This is a genomic window from Corynebacterium ammoniagenes DSM 20306 (assembly GCF_001941425.1).
In the GTDB taxonomy this organism is placed as follows: Bacteria; Actinomycetota; Actinomycetes; order Mycobacteriales; family Mycobacteriaceae; genus Corynebacterium; species Corynebacterium ammoniagenes.
Genome location: NZ_CP009244.1, coordinates 2,605,473 through 2,620,722, shown reverse-complemented (window position 1 = coordinate 2,620,722; position 15,250 = coordinate 2,605,473). Strand labels below are relative to the sequence as shown.

Genomic DNA, 15,250 nt, shown 5'->3' with positions numbered 1-15,250 from the left:
GCCTAGGCGTCGCGGCGCTTATTTAGTAGGTAGCAGGCGGCAAAGACCACGATGATAAAAAGGTAAGCGCTAATGGCGACCGTGCCTAAAGAAACGCGGGCATCCGTGAACACACTGGCGACGCCTAGTGCGCCGAGGGCAAATAACAGGATGTGAAATGTTGATTGCGCGGCATTGTCATACCAGGTGGATTCGATGGAATCATCCGGGTTTGGGGTAGCACCCCGGATGGTGTCGCGGTCGACCAAAAATGCCCACGCGGCAACAAACGCCACGGGAAATAGGCACAGCGTAAAGACGCCCAGAAATAGCGCGGTTGATCCTGCGGGGCGTTTGAGCGCCCAAATTATTGCGCTGATAGCAAAGGATACGAGGAGCCCAATGATGACGGAGCCTGCCATCAACGTGGCAGACGTTCCGCCATATTTGCTGCGCCCGAAACGGGATTTCTGTGCGCGGTTGGTTGTGCGAGCGGTGGCGTTGGTGTTCATGAAAATATCCCTGGGTTGACGACGGGTGTGAACTACCTTCACCTTAAGTAAAGTGACCTTTACATGTCAAGGGGGCTTTACAGCGGGTCTAGACGTGTAGTTGGCGTGCTAGGGCGAGCAGCTCGGCATCGTCTAGCGTGAGCGAACCCAAATGCACCGCCGCTGGCTGCGGGCGACCGGGCACCGGCCAAGGTAGGGAAATAGCGCAGCTACCAGCGATATTAAACAACGATGTCCACGGCACCCAGCGAGCTTGGGCGGCAAAATTTTCTGCCGGCGGCAGGGAAGTAAACGCGCCAGTTGCCGGCGGATCGGAGGCAATAGTGGGATTGAGAATCACGTCGACTCCCCAGTGCTCCGCGAGGCGAGCTTGCAGCGTGCGGGCGTAAGTTTCGGATTCGCGCACCTGCTCGGCGGTGACATGCAAGCCTTTTTCTCTGAGCCATTCGGCGATGTAGTCATAGTGTTCTAACTCGGCCAGGCGGTACGAGAAAAGGTTGGTGAAGTGATCGAACGTGGTTTCTGCCTCTGGCCATCCTCCGACCTCGATGACCTCGTGGCCGGCTGCGGCGAGCTTTTCTGCGGCTTCGGCCACTGCGGTGAGGTATTCGGATTGGACTTCCGTGTCGGCGATAATCGGGGTGGTGAGCACGCCGATGCGCAAGGGGCGATCAAGGGCCGGCTCAAGTTGGTGCAGGAATGCCTGATCCTCAACAGAGGTGGTGAGGTAACCGTGGACAGCGAGCGTGGTGGCCGACGGTTTAAAGCCGACGATGCCACATGCGGCGGCGGGAATTCGGATGGATCCACCGCCATCGGAACCGTGGGCGGCGCGCACCAATCCGCGCGCGACCATCGCGGCGGCACCACCTGAAGAGCCACCGGGGGTTCGTCCTGGCCAGATCGGGTTATCCACCGCGGGCAGGTCGCGCGGTTCGGCATCGACAGTTAAACCTAGCTCGGAAGAAACCGACTTGCCGGGAATCAGTGCCCCGCGTGCTTCATAGGCCGCGATGAAAGGATCTGTTTCGGTGGCCATGCGGGTGCGGGCTTTGGAACCGAAGGTAGTGGGCATTCCTGCGACATCGTAGAGATCTTTCGCCGGGATAATCCATCCTGACAAATCTCCTTCCGCGACCGGTGCTCGTTCCAGATCGAGGTAAGAAAACCCATGTTGGGCTGGGGAAAGATTCTCGAGCGCATTTTTAAGGTCCGACATAGATTCCGTCATGGTGCCCATCATAGAAGCTAACGCAAAAGCAGGGGCTGAAATGCCAAAGGCTCTCGCGGGCTTCCCGATTCATCGAAAAGCTTGGCGAGAGCCTAGGAACTTGTGCGCACTAAAGGCTGCGCGACAAAAGCTTATTTACTTGGTTGCAGCTGCGAAGCGCTCTGCTACGTCATCCCAGTTGAAGACGTTCCAGACTGCCTTAACGTAGTCAGCCTTAACGTTCTTGTACTGCAGGTAGAAAGCATGCTCCCACATATCCAGCATCAGCAGCGGGGTCAGACCAATGGAGGTGTTACCCTGCTGGTCGGTCAGCTGCTCGATAACTAGACGGCCAGCAACGGAGTCGTAGCCCAGCACTGCCCAGCCGGAGCCCTGCAGGCCGGTTGCTGCTGCGGAGAAGTGAGCCTTGAACTTGTCAAAGGAACCGAAGTCGCGGTTGATAGCTTCTGCTAGCTCACCGGTTGGCTCGCCGCCACCGTTTGGAGAAAGGTTCTTCCAGAATACGGAGTGGTTGGTGTGTCCACCTAAGTTGAAAGCAAGGTTCTTGGACAGTGCGCGAATCTTATCAGCGTTTGCGTCACCGTTGCGCTCTGCTTCGAGAGCCTCAAGTGCTGCGTTTGCGCCAGCCACGTAAGTTGCGTGGTGCTTGGAGTGGTGCAGCTCCATGATCTCTGCGGAGATGTGTGGCTCGAGTGCATCATATGCGTAGTCGAGTTCTGGTAGTTCATAAACAGCCATAGTCATTCCTTTCGTTAGGGGTACGTTCCCCATGATATGTCGAAAGATTATTTTGGCAACGATATTGTGACCGAATACTGTGAACTTGCTGGTCGTGGAATATTTTGCCCGTGGTGTAAGTTGAGTAAAAACAGAAAGGAGACGATTTCTATGTCGTTCTTATTTGCTCCCGCACCACAACTAGTTGCTAAAGAAGATGCTCTGCCCGGCCGCTCAGAACCTATTTTGGATCCTCAGCCGCACGCAGTTTTGGGCACCCCAATTACTGGGCCCTGGAAGGAAGGCCAGCGCTCGCTCATTGTCGGGCTGGGCTGTTTCTGGGGACATGAGAAAATGTACTGGGAAACCGACGGTGTGGAATCCACCTCGGTCGGTTATGCCGGTGGCACAACCCCAAATCCCACCTATTTTGAAGTCTGCCGTGGTCAAACCAACCACGCTGAGGTCGTTGAAATTACCTACGACCCAGAAAAGATTAGCTTGCGCGAATTGGTGGTTATGGCACTGGAAGCACACGATCCTACCCAGGGCTTTAGGCAGGGCAATGACGTGGGCACGCAGTATCGCTCCGCGTTTTATCCACGCACCCAAGAAGAGCTGGAGCTCATTCAGGAGCTGGTGGATAGCTACGACAAAAAGCTCGCCGAGAATGGTTTTGGCGCTATGACTACTGAGGTCAAGCTACTCAGCGATACTGATTCCGGTGAGTACTACCTCGCGGAAGACGAGCACCAGCAGTACCTGTACAAGGTTCCAAATGGTTACTGCCCACACCACTCCACTGGCGTGAAGTGCGATTAGGAAGGCATCGACTAGCTTGGGTGCTCTCGAACCCACTTCTCTGCGCGCTGTGCTAGCCGCGGAGTAAGTGGCACCCGGGACTGGGAACCGAGAACTGAGTCCCAGTACCAGAAGGTTTCTTGGTGGTAGTTGTGTCCGTGGCCGCCGGGAACATTCAATGAGTTAATTTGGTCGAGCCCAATTTGCCAAAAGCTAATTAGTGGCGCCCACCCCAAAGCATGAAAAGTATCTGCGTACAGGGTTGATGGCGTTGGCTCATGCATCCAATTTGGGCGGCTATAGATGAGCCTGCCCGACCACCACACAATGGGGTCGGAGGCATGCTGCGCTATTACTATGCGCGGGCGTTGCCACCGCTGGCTATAACTGCGCCCGAAGGGATCATGGCGGGTGTGCGCGGGTGCAGCCGCAAAACGCACGTGACGTCCACCGTCGATGATCGGAACGCGTTCCAAGGACCCGGCATCAGGGTCTAAGTCAGAAATAAGCTTGGTCATGCTGGGCGGGCCGGTAAACACCGCACCGTCGCAGGAAGCAAGCAGATCGTCTAGGTCCTCGTAGCCATCGAGGTGTGCATAAGCGCCTAAAGATTCACCGGAGAGATACAGCTTGGGGCGGTTATCTTCCGGCATGGAGTCGAGACGATTTCTAATAGCACTAGTGAGCAAATGCGCCGCTTCAATGGGCGCTTGCTTATCGACGACATAAGATATCGCCGATGGCAGGATCGAATACTGCAACGTGACTGAGGCGCAATTGCCTTTGGTCAGAAACTCTGGGGCAGCAGCGGTCCATTCACTGACCCAGCCGGAACCGGCAGGCATTTGAATCACGATGGTATCGCGGTGAAATGCCCCGGTTCTTTCCATCTCTAACATGACGCGACGAACCTGCCCGCGGACGGTTCGCCCAGACATCAAGCCAGCATAAATGCGGATGGGTTCGCGGGCCCGAGAAAATTCCATGACTTCGGCGATATCTTGTGCCCGCGGGCCACCGGATAAAAAGCGGCGACCATGAGCCCCGACGGCAGTCCAGCGCTCATAAGACCAGGGGCTGCCGGAGCGTTCCGGTTCCCAGGGCATGACCGAGCCAGGAAAGACCGAGCGATTGATTTTTTGCGCGCGCACCGACGCCGAACGGATAAAACGCCGCAAGACCACGCGGTCCGATAGCGCAACGATGACAAAAATAAAGGTTGCCACCGCCAATGGCCATGCCACCAGCATGGGGACGGCACGTCCCAGCTGCCGCGATAGGCGCGAGACCGTAAATTGCACAATCTCACCCAGTATCAACAGCGCGCCATATCCAAGCGTGCCCAGGGAAACGCCAATCGCGGCTTGTAGCGGACCGCGGTCATAAGATTTTCTCACCAAATCAGCCTGAATACCCTGGTTCCGTACGGATTTGGCCATGGCAACCACCGTGATAGAACCCAGCACCCAGTGCGCATTGCGCTTAAGACGTGGGGTGAGGTGATCTTGGGGACGTTTGCCGGCAGCACGCAGGGCATTTTTTAGGCCGAAGGCAGCAGAGGATGCAGAAAAGTGCCCGATGGCCTGGCCGATTGCGACATTAAGCGCGGTCACCCACCAGGGCCGTGGCAGCAAAGACGGCCAGATCGCAGCCCACGTGGCAACTTCCGCACCTAAAATTCCGGCCGCCATGTTGCGCGGTAAACGGTTCCGGCGCGCCATGCGCACCGCGGGCGTGATATCACTGAGCACTTCCAACCCGATGATGGAAATATGCAGGGCTTTCGATGCCACCTTCAGTGAAGACGAAGCGGCGCTAAACGCTAATCGACGCAGCGGGCGCGGCAGCGACTTGGCCACCTCCAGCGGCTGGTTGTCCGTTTGTGGCGCGGGTGGCGCAGTAGGGGAAAATTTTGCCCGAACGAAGCGCGCAAGCCCACCGATCCGGGGTCTGCGCGCGCTGTTAGTCATGCGCACCATTGTCCCAGAATGCGAAATATTCTGCATACCAAAACTTTCTTGCAACATTGGGAAGCAAAGTCGGTCTAGCCGACGCATAATGAGAGGTATGAGCACTTACGCGGGAAATAAAGTTGTCCTCGTCGGCGCGGGTGATGTTGGTGTTGCCTACGCATATGCACTGGTAAACCAAGGAACCGTGGATCATCTGGCCATCATCGATATTGATGAAAAGAAACTGGAAGGCAACGTCATGGACTTAAACCATGGCGTGGTGTGGGCGCCGTCGCGCACACGCGTTACCCAGGGCAGTTATGAGGATTGCAAGGACGCAGCGATTGTTGTTATCTGCGCTGGCGCCGCGCAAAAGCCAGGGGAGACGCGCCTGGATTTGGTAGATAAAAATGTTGCCATCATGAATTCCATCGTTGGCTCAGCGATGGAAGCCGGCTTTGATGGGCTTTTCGTCGTCGCGACTAACCCGGTGGACTTGCTTACGTATGCCGTGTGGAAAGCCTCTGGTTTGCCCACCTCGCGGGTTATGGGCTCGGGCACGGTGCTAGATTCCGCGCGCTACCGCTACATGCTCGGCGAGATGGCCAATATCGCCCCAACCTCCGTGCACGCCTACATCATCGGTGAGCACGGCGATTCGGAACTTCCCGTTGTGTCCTCGGCGAATATTGGCGGTGTTCCACTCGCGCGCCAAGCGGAGAAGGAACCGGGATTTAATGAACGCATCGAAGAAATCTTTGAACAAACCCGTGACGCGGCCTATCACATCATTGATGCCAAAGGCTCCACGAGTTATGGCATCGGCATGGCGCTGGCACGCATTACCCGCGCCATCATCCAAAACCAAGATGTTGCCTTGCCCGTTTCGGCCTATATCGATGGCCACTATGGCTACAACGACATCTATTTCGGCACCCCGGCCATTATCAACCGCAACGGCGTGGCGCGAGTGCTGGAACTAGACCTCGATGACCACGAGAAAGAGCGCCTTGACGCTTCGGTCAACACCTTGCTGGAGATTAAGAACCAGATTTTCAGCTAGATTCTTGCGCCTTTGGACTGACTGTCTTAATAGTTGTCGTAGTTTCGTTCTCAGGGACTGGGTGGGTCTGAGAAGCGATTGCCTGTGGCCTAGCTTCTGCTGCCTTGACTGTCGCCTGTCCCTCAAGCTTTTTGCTAATTCCCCGCAGCGTCAATGCTATCCACAGCAGGAGCAGTGGGATAGCAATCATAATCACTAAATTGAGTACGGAAAAGATGATGTTCGCAATCATTATCGCGTGCCTTTCATTGTCGGATTGGCCACGCTCAAACTAGGGGGCGCTAAATAGCTGCGTCAAGGACTCTCCGCGTCCAAACTGGCCATTCGCCGTGATGCTGCGCCTTGGAAAACCTTTTACCAGCAGTGATGGATGGAGCCCGCGCGGAACATTAGCAGGTGCCGGCAAGCTTTTAATCAACAAATTTTAGGCGAGAACTACGCGCACGCGCCGCTTGCAGAATGGATATAAATTCAGTTCTGGCCCTAGGGTCTAAATCTCGATTATCCCAGCGTGGAGAGCATTCTTCGTAACGCACGCCTTCCGGCCGTGTGTTGGGTCACTTTTGAGTTTCCAAGTCGCTTTGATAGCGTTGCCGGGGTTATGGCCTGCAAGGCAAAAACTCCTCGAAGCCTGAAAGTTGAAGTGATTATGGCAACCACGCTTAACGTCAATGGCACTAATGCCGCGAGTGGAACCTCGCCACGTAGTACTTGGTCGGAGGAAGTCCGCGTACTTGCGCGTGAGCGCAATGCGGTGATTCTCGCGCACAATTACCAGCTGCCAGAGATTCAAGACATTGCAGACCACGTTGGTGATTCCCTGGGGCTTTCGCGCATCGCGGCAGAAACCGATGCAGATGAAGTGATCTTTTGCGGCGTGCATTTTATGGCGGAAACCGCCAAGATTCTCTCGCCTGAAAAGCGAGTGTTTATCCCGGATGCAAATGCGGGGTGTTCCCTGGCAGACACCATCAACGCGGATCAGCTGCGCGAGTGGAAAGCACAACACCCCGGGGCGATCGTGGTCAGCTACGTCAACACCACCGCCGAGGTCAAAGCACTTACCGATGTTTGCTGCACCTCCTCGAATGCCGCCGATGTCGTGCGCTCCATCGACCCCGAGCAGGAGATCTTATTTCTGCCCGACCAGTTCCTCGGCGCGCATGTACGGCGCGTAACCGGACGCAACAACATCCACGTCTGGGCGGGTGAGTGCCACGTGCACGCGGATATTTCCCCAAGCGACTTGGTGGACACTGTTCGTGCGAACACGGACGCCGAGCTGTACATCCACCCAGAATGTGGCTGCACCACCAGTGCACTGTGGATGGCGGAATCCGGTGAAATTCCCGGAAACAATACGCACATCCTCTCCACCGGCGGCATGCTGGAAGAGGCCAAGAAGTCCACCAGTGAGCGCGTCTTAGTTGCCACGGAGATCGGCATGTTGCACCAGCTGCGCAAAGCCAACCCGACAACTGAGTTTCTGCCCGTCAATCCCCAGGCGGCGTGCCCGTTTATGCAGATGATTACCCCAGAAAAGTTACTTAAGTGTCTGCGTGAGGGAACGGATGAGGTATTCGTCGATAAGCGAACTGCGGATGCCGCGCGCACTGCAGTTGAGCGCATGATTGCCATCGGCAACCCTGGCTCCGGCGAATAGGAGAAGCATGACCACGGAACTAATCACTCCTGCTGAGAGCTTTGCCGAGCGTACCGACGTGCTCATCATTGGCTCCGGGGCGGCCGGGCTCACTGCCGCGCTGACCATTGCCGAGGCCGACCCTACTCGCTCCGTCACCATCATCACCCGCGGCGAACCGGCGGACAGCTCCACCGCGTGGGCACAAGGCGGCCTCGCGGCAGTTATTGCCCCGGAAGATTCTTTTGACCTGCACATCGAGGACACGTTGGCCGCGGGTGCCTTCCACGGCGACCGCGACCGCGTCACCGAGTTAGTGCACGCGGCCAAAGACTCCATCGACCGCCTGATATCCCACGGCGTCCAGTTCGCCGATGACCTGCACCTTGAGGGTGGGCACAGCCTGCGCCGCATCGTGCACGCCGGGGACCAATCCGGTTGGGAAGTAGAGAAAACTCTCCTGCGTGCAGCTTATGATCGCGGCATTCACATCGTGTCACATACCCGCGCGGTTGACCTTTTGACCAGCGCTGACGGCGCCGTCTGCGGCGCGCGCGTGTTGCATAAAGGACAGGTAGGCAGTTTGCTTGCCGATGAAGTCGTGCTCGCCGCCGGCGGATCCGGCGCCCTGTGGACGCTGACATCTAACCCGGCTGTGGCCACGGCCGATGGACTGGCCATGGCGCTGCGAGCGGGTGCTGCAACCCGCGATACTGAATTCATGCAGTTTCACCCAACCGTGCTGGCTGTCCCGCGCACCGGTGGGCGCGATGTGCTCATCTCCGAAGCAGTTCGCGGTGAAGGAGCAGTGCTTACCGATGCCCACGGCACCCGCTTCATGCTCCACCGCCACCCCCAAGCTGAGCTTGCTCCACGCGACGTTGTTTCTGCTGAAATCTTCAGTCACCTGGTGGACACCAATACCGAACACGTCTTTCTCGATGCTCGATCTATTCAAGATTTCCCAACGCGCTTTCCAACGATCCACGCCGAACTGCTCAAGCGCGGCATCGACGCCACCGTCGAACCCATTCCAGTTCGTCCTGGCGCGCACTACCACTGTGGTGGCATCGCGGCGGATCTTGACGGACAGACCAGCCTTGCTGGCCTTAGCGCCATCGGCGAAGTTGCTGGTACCGGGGTGCAGGGTGCGAACCGGCTCGCTTCGAATTCCTTGACCGAGGCACTCGTGACGGGCCACCGCTGCGGGATACGCCTGGCAACTGCTAAGCGCGTCATGACACGGCAAACCCCTATCGCTCGCCGACACATCGCGCCTGTTGACGGTGCTGCAACCATCCGTCATGTCATGGATGAATTTGTGGGAGTCAGCCGCAATGATGCGGGCCTGCACGCCGCGATAGACATCCTTTCCTCGCTTTCTACGGCTACGGAGCTGAACGACGCGAGCTTAGATTCAACCAATATGGCCTGGGCCGGTCTTGCCATCGCCCGCGCCGCACGTGAGCGCACGCATTCGCTCGGCTGTCACCGCCGAAGCGATGACATCGCCGCAGACACCAAGATCTACCACTACGCAGGAGCATAATATGACAATCTCATTACTGGATTCGACCGGGCTTGATGCCGTAACAACACGTGCGCACATCGAAGCTGCCCTCGATGAGGATCTTGCTTGGGGACCAGACGCGACGACCAACGCCACCATTGGTGCAGATATCATCGGTACCGCGAAAATTGTCTCCCGTGAACCTGGCTGTTTGGCGGGCGTGCCTATCGCTGCGCTGGCTCTGCAAATCACTGCGGAGCGGGATGGCGTGGACTTGGACATCGAAGTGCTCAAAAACGACGGAGACACTGTTGATGCTGGTCAGCCGACTCTGCGCGCGACTGGCGCAGTTCGCACTTTGCTGACCGCGGAGCGCACCGCTTTGAACTATGTATCCCAACTATCGGGCGTAGCCACGGCAACCCATGCCTGGACCCAAGCTCTTCAGGGCACCGGCATTGCTGTGCGTGATACCCGCAAGACCGTTCCAGGCCTGCGTATTTTGCAAAAATACGCAGTACGCTGCGGCGGCGGAATAAACCACCGCATGGGACTTGGGGATAGCGCCCTTATTAAGGACAATCACATTGCAGCGACAGGATCTCTAGCCGCAGCCTTTACCGCTGTGCGGAGCAAATTCCCAGAACTTCCCGTGGAAGTCGAGTGCGACACTCTGGAGCAGGTCGCCGAAGCCGTAAACGTCGGCGCTGAGTTGATCCTTCTGGACAATATGGCACCCGACGTTGTCCGGGAAGCTGTCGCAATCACTCGACCAGCTGGCATACGCACCGAAGCCAGCGGCGGCATCACGCTCGACAGCGTTGCAGCGTATCGCGATACCGGTGTTGATTACATCGCCGTTGGCGCGTTGACCCACTCCAATCGAGTACTCGATCTGGGCTTCGATCTCGCCTGACTTAGAGCTCTAATACTTCACTGCGAGGAGTGGCCAAGCGTATTAATATCCACGTGACCAGGAAGATTCATGCCGGGCAGTTGAACCGGAGGTAGCCCTGCATTGAGGCGTATCTCGTTGGTTGAGAACACGTACCGAGAAAAACCAGGCTTTACAAAAGCTTCGGGAAACTCGGAACTAAAAGTTCAACGATTCGGTTTCTTGAAAAGCAGCCCAGCGACGCTGTGTCAGTTGAACTACAGTTGGACGCGCAGGTAAAAGCAGACCGTGAGGGACGTCCGACGTTGAAGATTGTTGCGCACAGGGGCTATTCGGGAAAGTATCCGGAGCTTAGTCCTTTGGCTTTTGAAAAGGCTCTGGAGCTGCCCATTCATGGCATCGAGTGCGATGTGCGTATGACGCGCGATGGCAAAGTCGTGGTCAATCATGACGCCACATTGGACCGCACATCCAACCGCAACGGCAAGGTTTCAGCGTTGGATTGGGCGGAGATTAAGCTCGCCGACATCGGCAGCGATAAGCACCCCAAGCAGTACCCAATGTTGTTGGATGAACTGTTGGAAATGTGGGAGCCCAGCGGGCAGCACATCTATATTGAAACCAAGCACCCGGGCGCAGGCGGTGACATCCTTGAGGAGCAGGTGGTTCTTCGCCTGCGTTATGCAGGGCTTGCCGATGACCCCCGGATTCACATCATCTCTTTTGCCCACCGGGCCATCCGCCGCATGAAATCACTGGCACCGGACCTAGATCGGATTTATCTGCGCCGTGATTGGCAGCGGCATCTCAAAAAGGCGGAATTATTGTTGTCCGAACCGACAGGGCTAGGGATGTCATTGTTGCGGGGGAAATTGCAACCTGATGCGATTGGCGCGCATGGCTTGCCGACGTACATGTGGACCATCGACAAAACCGAAGACATGAAATGGGCCTGGGCCAACGGTGTTGACATCCTGGCCACCAACCAACCCGAAGTCGCGCTCCACGCCATTCAAATGTGAATTGATATACTCGGATCGATCGGCATGGATGTTTCGGTTCCCTAGGGCTACCCGACTACTCGTTCCTCTTAGAAGGCGTCAGTGGCTCCAGGGCTTCACCTTAAGGTTCGGAAAGCTAAGCTAGAATCTGTTCGAGAATCGCGTAGCTAAAACTTTAAACGGGCTTGACCGGAAGACTTCTTGAAGCCTCGAAGGCATTTCTGTAATGAACTCAAGAATAAGGGAATACAGTTTCAGCCTACTCTGGTATGTTATCTGACCTTTCCTCTGAGCTCGTGAGTAGTCTATGGAAGTAAATGGTAGGGATCGCAATTACTAACTACTAAGGGTATAGCTCAGTGGGATTGGTGGTATAACCTGCTCAGTTTTCTCTCCCCGTACCATTTTTTTTGGGCTTTCCACGGTTCAACTCAGAGTAATACATTAGACCACCAGCCAAGGCAAGGGTTAGAGGTGCAAGTAAGCCGAAAATAGTGAAATTTTGTAAGACTAACTGCAGTATCAGTAGAATTACGCCTGCAATAGCGGTAAAAACACCGAACTTCTGCTGAAACGACATTTGATCCCTTCGATACTACGTATTAGCTAGACTTGGCATCCAAGTACCGTACCTGCTGCTGAGGTTAGATAGCTGATGCCCGCACCAGCAAGAGCCAAACCGGTGCCACCTGTAGCAATTATAAATGACGCAGTCGCGATTCCCATGCCCAAAATACTTGCGAGACAAGCGGCTTTATCTGCCGGATCTGCTGGTAGACCATACTGATCTGTCGCACTATTTGCTTGGACTGACATAATTTGCTGAGAAGCTGATTCAGTCCAGTTTACTGATACTTGATTTCCATCAATCTGGTATTCATATTGCGCTGGGGTACCGTTAGGCGTTACCCCATCAACATTAAGGGTATAAGAGACACTCCCATCATTGTCCAAAACATTGACTGAGCCATCTTCGGTCATTGCGAGAGTGCCATTCTTTACTTCAGCATCAACCGAGTTCTCTGTTTCGTTGCTGAACTCAAAATAGGGTAGATCCGTGGATGTGTTTGCGTTTGAATTCTGCGTGTAAATACCTTGCGTGGCTTCATGTTCATTTGCGCTGGCTGAAGGGGTGAACCCTGTAGCCAAGACGATAGATAAAGCAGCTATGAGAGACTTGCGGAGCATATCTTTACTTTCGATAGAGTTTGGAAATTGGAATCCGTGTATCACTCATCGCACTGGATAACATCACATGCGATGTGCCCGGATGTTTGAATACTTTCATTTCCGGAACGATAAGTCATGGGATTTCGAAATTCTGGTCAAAAGTGCTGAATTTCGCTTTTCCATTGACTTTTACAAAAATAGTATCGCCAACTGATTTCATCAGGTTGGTGTTGGTTCTCAGCTGGGGAAATAGTAGCGAGTCAATCGTCTGAAAACGATGTAGGCACGTTAGATCCCCTGATTCAGGTGCCCTCGACAAGGGGATTTGGACTGGGAACTAAAAACTTCGAACAATATGTTTAATTAGAGTCGACTGCGAGAGTACCAATCAGTCAATCGGCCAAGCTTCTCTTGCGAGAATGTAGCCTTAAGTGCGTACTTAACATATTTATGACGATCTGAATGATTGGAATGATCTATAGAACGGGTTAAAAGCCGCTATTCCGAATTGAGGGTGAGCCAAATCGGTGGAAGATTCGTTCTGATGGGTGCGTCCGCATCTGACAATTGGCAATTAACGCAGGCTCAAAAGGAGTCTTTAATGCAGGGGCTAAAAACGTCACTGTATCGTGTAGGGCATGGCCAAGAAGAAAAAGAATAAAGAAGATCTACCTGAGGGTATGTCTCGTCGCCAAGCAAAACTTGCTGCGCGTGCGGCAGAGCGTGCGGCTTTGGAAAAGGATCCACGACCATATGGTGGGCTAGCTGCGGAAACCCAGCTGATTGCGATGCAGGAATTCGTTCCTTCCGCCACCGCGAAGCTCACGGTTAAAGGCTTTGACCGTGACGTTTACGTGTGCACGATTTTGCCGGGTGCTTCGGCAGCTATGGTGCGCGATACGGAAGCTGGCGGCGCAGCTTTTGTCGCCTTGCAGGTCCGCACCCACACTCACAACCCGGGCCGCGATTTGGCGTATGCGTTGAACTGGGCAAAGAATGCTCAACCAGGGGAGACCTTGGAATCAACTGCTGCTGATGGCGCGCAACCAGATTTGAAGGATCTGGTCGATGAGTCTGCGGTTTTGGACATCGAAGATCACGCCGACTTTGCGTGGTGGATTCCCGAAGGCACCCAGATGACTCCGGAGATCGCGCAGACCCTCAACGCCGCGAATGAGACTGTTATTGAGTCCCACCAGGTTGGTGCAGATATCGATGGCACGTTGTTTTGGGCTAACTCCGGCGGAGACAAGGCACATATCCGCTGGGTATTTCCCATCGACAATGAAACTGGCGTGCTAAACGCGATTGCGCGCGTTGCCGCCCGTGGTGAGATGAACCTCGGCGAAGGCACCAAGTTCGCTGGTGTTTTCCGCACCCACGGTTTGATCGCGCCGGTCTTTGACCTGCAGCCCGACGTTGCTTACGACTCTTACGAGGCGGAGCTCGCCCGCGTGGAAAAGGCTCTGAAGGCTGAAATTGAAAACGACGCTCAGCTGAGCCCTGATGAGCGCAAGCAGCTCGAAAACCTGAAATCACGCCAGGTCACCTTGCGTTAATCCCCGAAGGAGTTGTGGATAACTTGCTGCAGTCGTTGACGTGTCAGCACGGTTATCCACAGCTTGTCGATGCTTCCCTCGCGCCCGTTGTGCCGTGCCGTTTAACGTCGAAGGCATGGACATATTCCAAGCATTCGTGCTTTTAAACAGCCACGGGGTGAGTCTCCTGCGAGCTATCGCTGAGCGCTCGCCGTACGATGTGGCCAGCTCCGGCATCGCGCTGTCGACGGCCAAGCAATACGCCACGCTTGCCGATGTCCTTTTCGGCCCCGCCGACTCCCCACGCCTCCAGCGCGACTCCGTCGCCCTCGCCGAACAGCGCGGGCTCAGCGTGGAGCATTTGTTGATGGTCAACAAACACGCTAAGAAACTCAAAAAGCGCGGTGCCGCGTGGAAACTCCGCGCAGAACTCATCGCGCATCAAGGCAGCTTCGAAGAAGTCGATGCCTATGGCGCACAACGCGTCAAAGAGGAAGCCGGCGAGACGCCAAAAGAACCCGGGGTTCGCATTGGCCGCGCGGTCAACGGCATGCGCACCCTCACGGTGACCGATACCCAGCGGCGCATCACCGATTTTGAAAAGACCCTCGACGCCACCGACACCTCTGACCAACCCCGCTCCACAGCACTGCTGGAAGCGTTCTGGAAACGAGTCGACGGCAGCGGCGGAGTACTACGCCCCGAATACCGCACCGTGATTGCCATCGGCCTGGATGATTTCGCGAAAGTATCGTGCGGCAACGGCGACGAAGTCATCGTAGGCTTATCGGATGGCACCACCATGACCGGAGCAGAACTTATCAATGCTGCGCTTGCCGGTGCACTGGGTGAGAACCTGTATGCCGGGCTGTTTCACCCAACGGCTGGCCCCGTCAACCTCTACGAGACCCGGTTTGCATCGTTGAAACAGCGGATTATGGCGACCGCGGAAAACCTTGTCTGCCCCTGGCCAGACTGCAACGTGCCTGCTGATAGGTGCCAGGTACACCACATCGACGCCCACAAAAACGGCGGGCACACCTCACCGTCGAATCTGACGATGTTGTGCCGCTATCACAACGGCGTCAACGACGACGACCCGACAAAACGAAGACGCGGACGAATACACCGACACCGCGGGAAAGTCCGCCTTATTACCCCAGGCGGAAAACTACTGGGCAACACACACCAACTCAGCACCATGGGAGCTATGAACCTGCTCAACTAACCGCAGATCTT

Annotated in this window: 13 protein-coding genes; 8 read left to right on the top strand and 5 right to left on the bottom strand. The window is 55.6% G+C overall.

The window, feature by feature from the left end:
* Nucleotides 1–2 precede the first annotated feature (2 nt).
* The 3 genes from CAMM_RS11985 to CAMM_RS11975 all read right to left on the bottom strand — a co-directional run bounded on the left by CAMM_RS11985 (nt 3) and on the right by CAMM_RS11975 (nt 2,460).
* The gene (locus tag CAMM_RS11985; RefSeq protein WP_003848133.1) at nt 3–491 is read right to left on the bottom strand and encodes a hypothetical protein; all 489 of its coding nucleotides are present in this window, start codon (nt 489–491) and stop codon (nt 3–5) included.
* An 88-nt stretch (nt 492–579) separates the two neighbouring features.
* Nucleotides 580–1,722, bottom strand: a complete 1,143-nt coding sequence (locus tag CAMM_RS11980) for an amidase (protein WP_077715843.1) — start codon at nt 1,720–1,722, stop codon at nt 580–582.
* Nucleotides 1,723–1,857: 135 nt separating this feature from the next.
* A complete protein-coding gene (locus tag CAMM_RS11975; RefSeq protein ID WP_040355843.1) occupies nt 1,858–2,460 on the bottom strand; it encodes a superoxide dismutase in 603 nt (200 codons plus the stop codon).
* A 150-nt stretch (nt 2,461–2,610) separates the two neighbouring features.
* Here CAMM_RS11975 and msrA point away from each other — a divergent pair, with 150 nt between their 5' ends.
* Nucleotides 2,611–3,261: a peptide-methionine (S)-S-oxide reductase MsrA gene (gene msrA, locus CAMM_RS11970; protein ID WP_040355845.1), complete on the top strand. Its 651-nt coding sequence runs from the start codon at nt 2,611–2,613 to the stop codon at nt 3,259–3,261.
* 11 nt (nt 3,262–3,272) lie between these two features.
* Here the strand turns inward: msrA and CAMM_RS11965 are convergent, their stop codons facing one another.
* Nucleotides 3,273–5,210: an alpha/beta-hydrolase family protein gene (locus CAMM_RS11965; RefSeq protein ID WP_171974896.1), complete on the bottom strand. Its 1,938-nt coding sequence runs from the start codon at nt 5,208–5,210 to the stop codon at nt 3,273–3,275.
* 97 nt (nt 5,211–5,307) lie between these two features.
* Here CAMM_RS11965 and CAMM_RS11960 point away from each other — a divergent pair, with 97 nt between their 5' ends.
* The 5 genes from CAMM_RS11960 to CAMM_RS11935 all read left to right on the top strand — a co-directional run bounded on the left by CAMM_RS11960 (nt 5,308) and on the right by CAMM_RS11935 (nt 11,324).
* Nucleotides 5,308–6,255, top strand: a complete 948-nt coding sequence (locus CAMM_RS11960; protein ID WP_003848143.1) for an L-lactate dehydrogenase — start codon at nt 5,308–5,310, stop codon at nt 6,253–6,255.
* Nucleotides 6,256–6,904: 649 nt separating this feature from the next.
* Entirely contained in the window at nt 6,905–7,918 is a 1,014-nt protein-coding gene (gene nadA / locus CAMM_RS11950; protein ID WP_147581089.1) for a quinolinate synthase NadA, read from the top strand.
* Nucleotides 7,919–7,925: 7 nt separating this feature from the next.
* A complete protein-coding gene (gene nadB, locus CAMM_RS11945; protein ID WP_003848150.1) occupies nt 7,926–9,446 on the top strand; it encodes an L-aspartate oxidase in 1,521 nt (506 codons plus the stop codon).
* A 1-nt stretch (nt 9,447) separates the two neighbouring features.
* Nucleotides 9,448–10,323, top strand: coding sequence for a carboxylating nicotinate-nucleotide diphosphorylase (gene nadC, locus CAMM_RS11940; protein ID WP_003848153.1), 876 nt, complete (start codon nt 9,448–9,450; stop codon nt 10,321–10,323).
* A 284-nt stretch (nt 10,324–10,607) separates the two neighbouring features.
* Nucleotides 10,608–11,324: a glycerophosphodiester phosphodiesterase family protein gene (locus CAMM_RS11935; RefSeq protein WP_040355878.1), complete on the top strand. Its 717-nt coding sequence runs from the start codon at nt 10,608–10,610 to the stop codon at nt 11,322–11,324.
* A gap of 585 nt (nt 11,325–11,909) precedes the next feature.
* Here CAMM_RS11935 and CAMM_RS11925 read toward each other — a convergent pair.
* Nucleotides 11,910–12,491, bottom strand: coding sequence for a hypothetical protein (locus CAMM_RS11925; protein ID WP_003848158.1), 582 nt, complete (start codon nt 12,489–12,491; stop codon nt 11,910–11,912).
* Nucleotides 12,492–13,111: 620 nt separating this feature from the next.
* Between CAMM_RS11925 and CAMM_RS11920 the strand changes: the two genes are divergently transcribed.
* A complete protein-coding gene (locus CAMM_RS11920; protein WP_003848161.1) occupies nt 13,112–14,032 on the top strand; it encodes a DUF5926 family protein in 921 nt (306 codons plus the stop codon).
* 115 nt (nt 14,033–14,147) lie between these two features.
* Nucleotides 14,148–15,239, top strand: coding sequence for an HNH endonuclease signature motif containing protein (locus CAMM_RS11915; protein WP_075761561.1), 1,092 nt, complete (start codon nt 14,148–14,150; stop codon nt 15,237–15,239).
* The last annotated feature ends 11 nt before the right edge of the window (nt 15,240–15,250 follow it).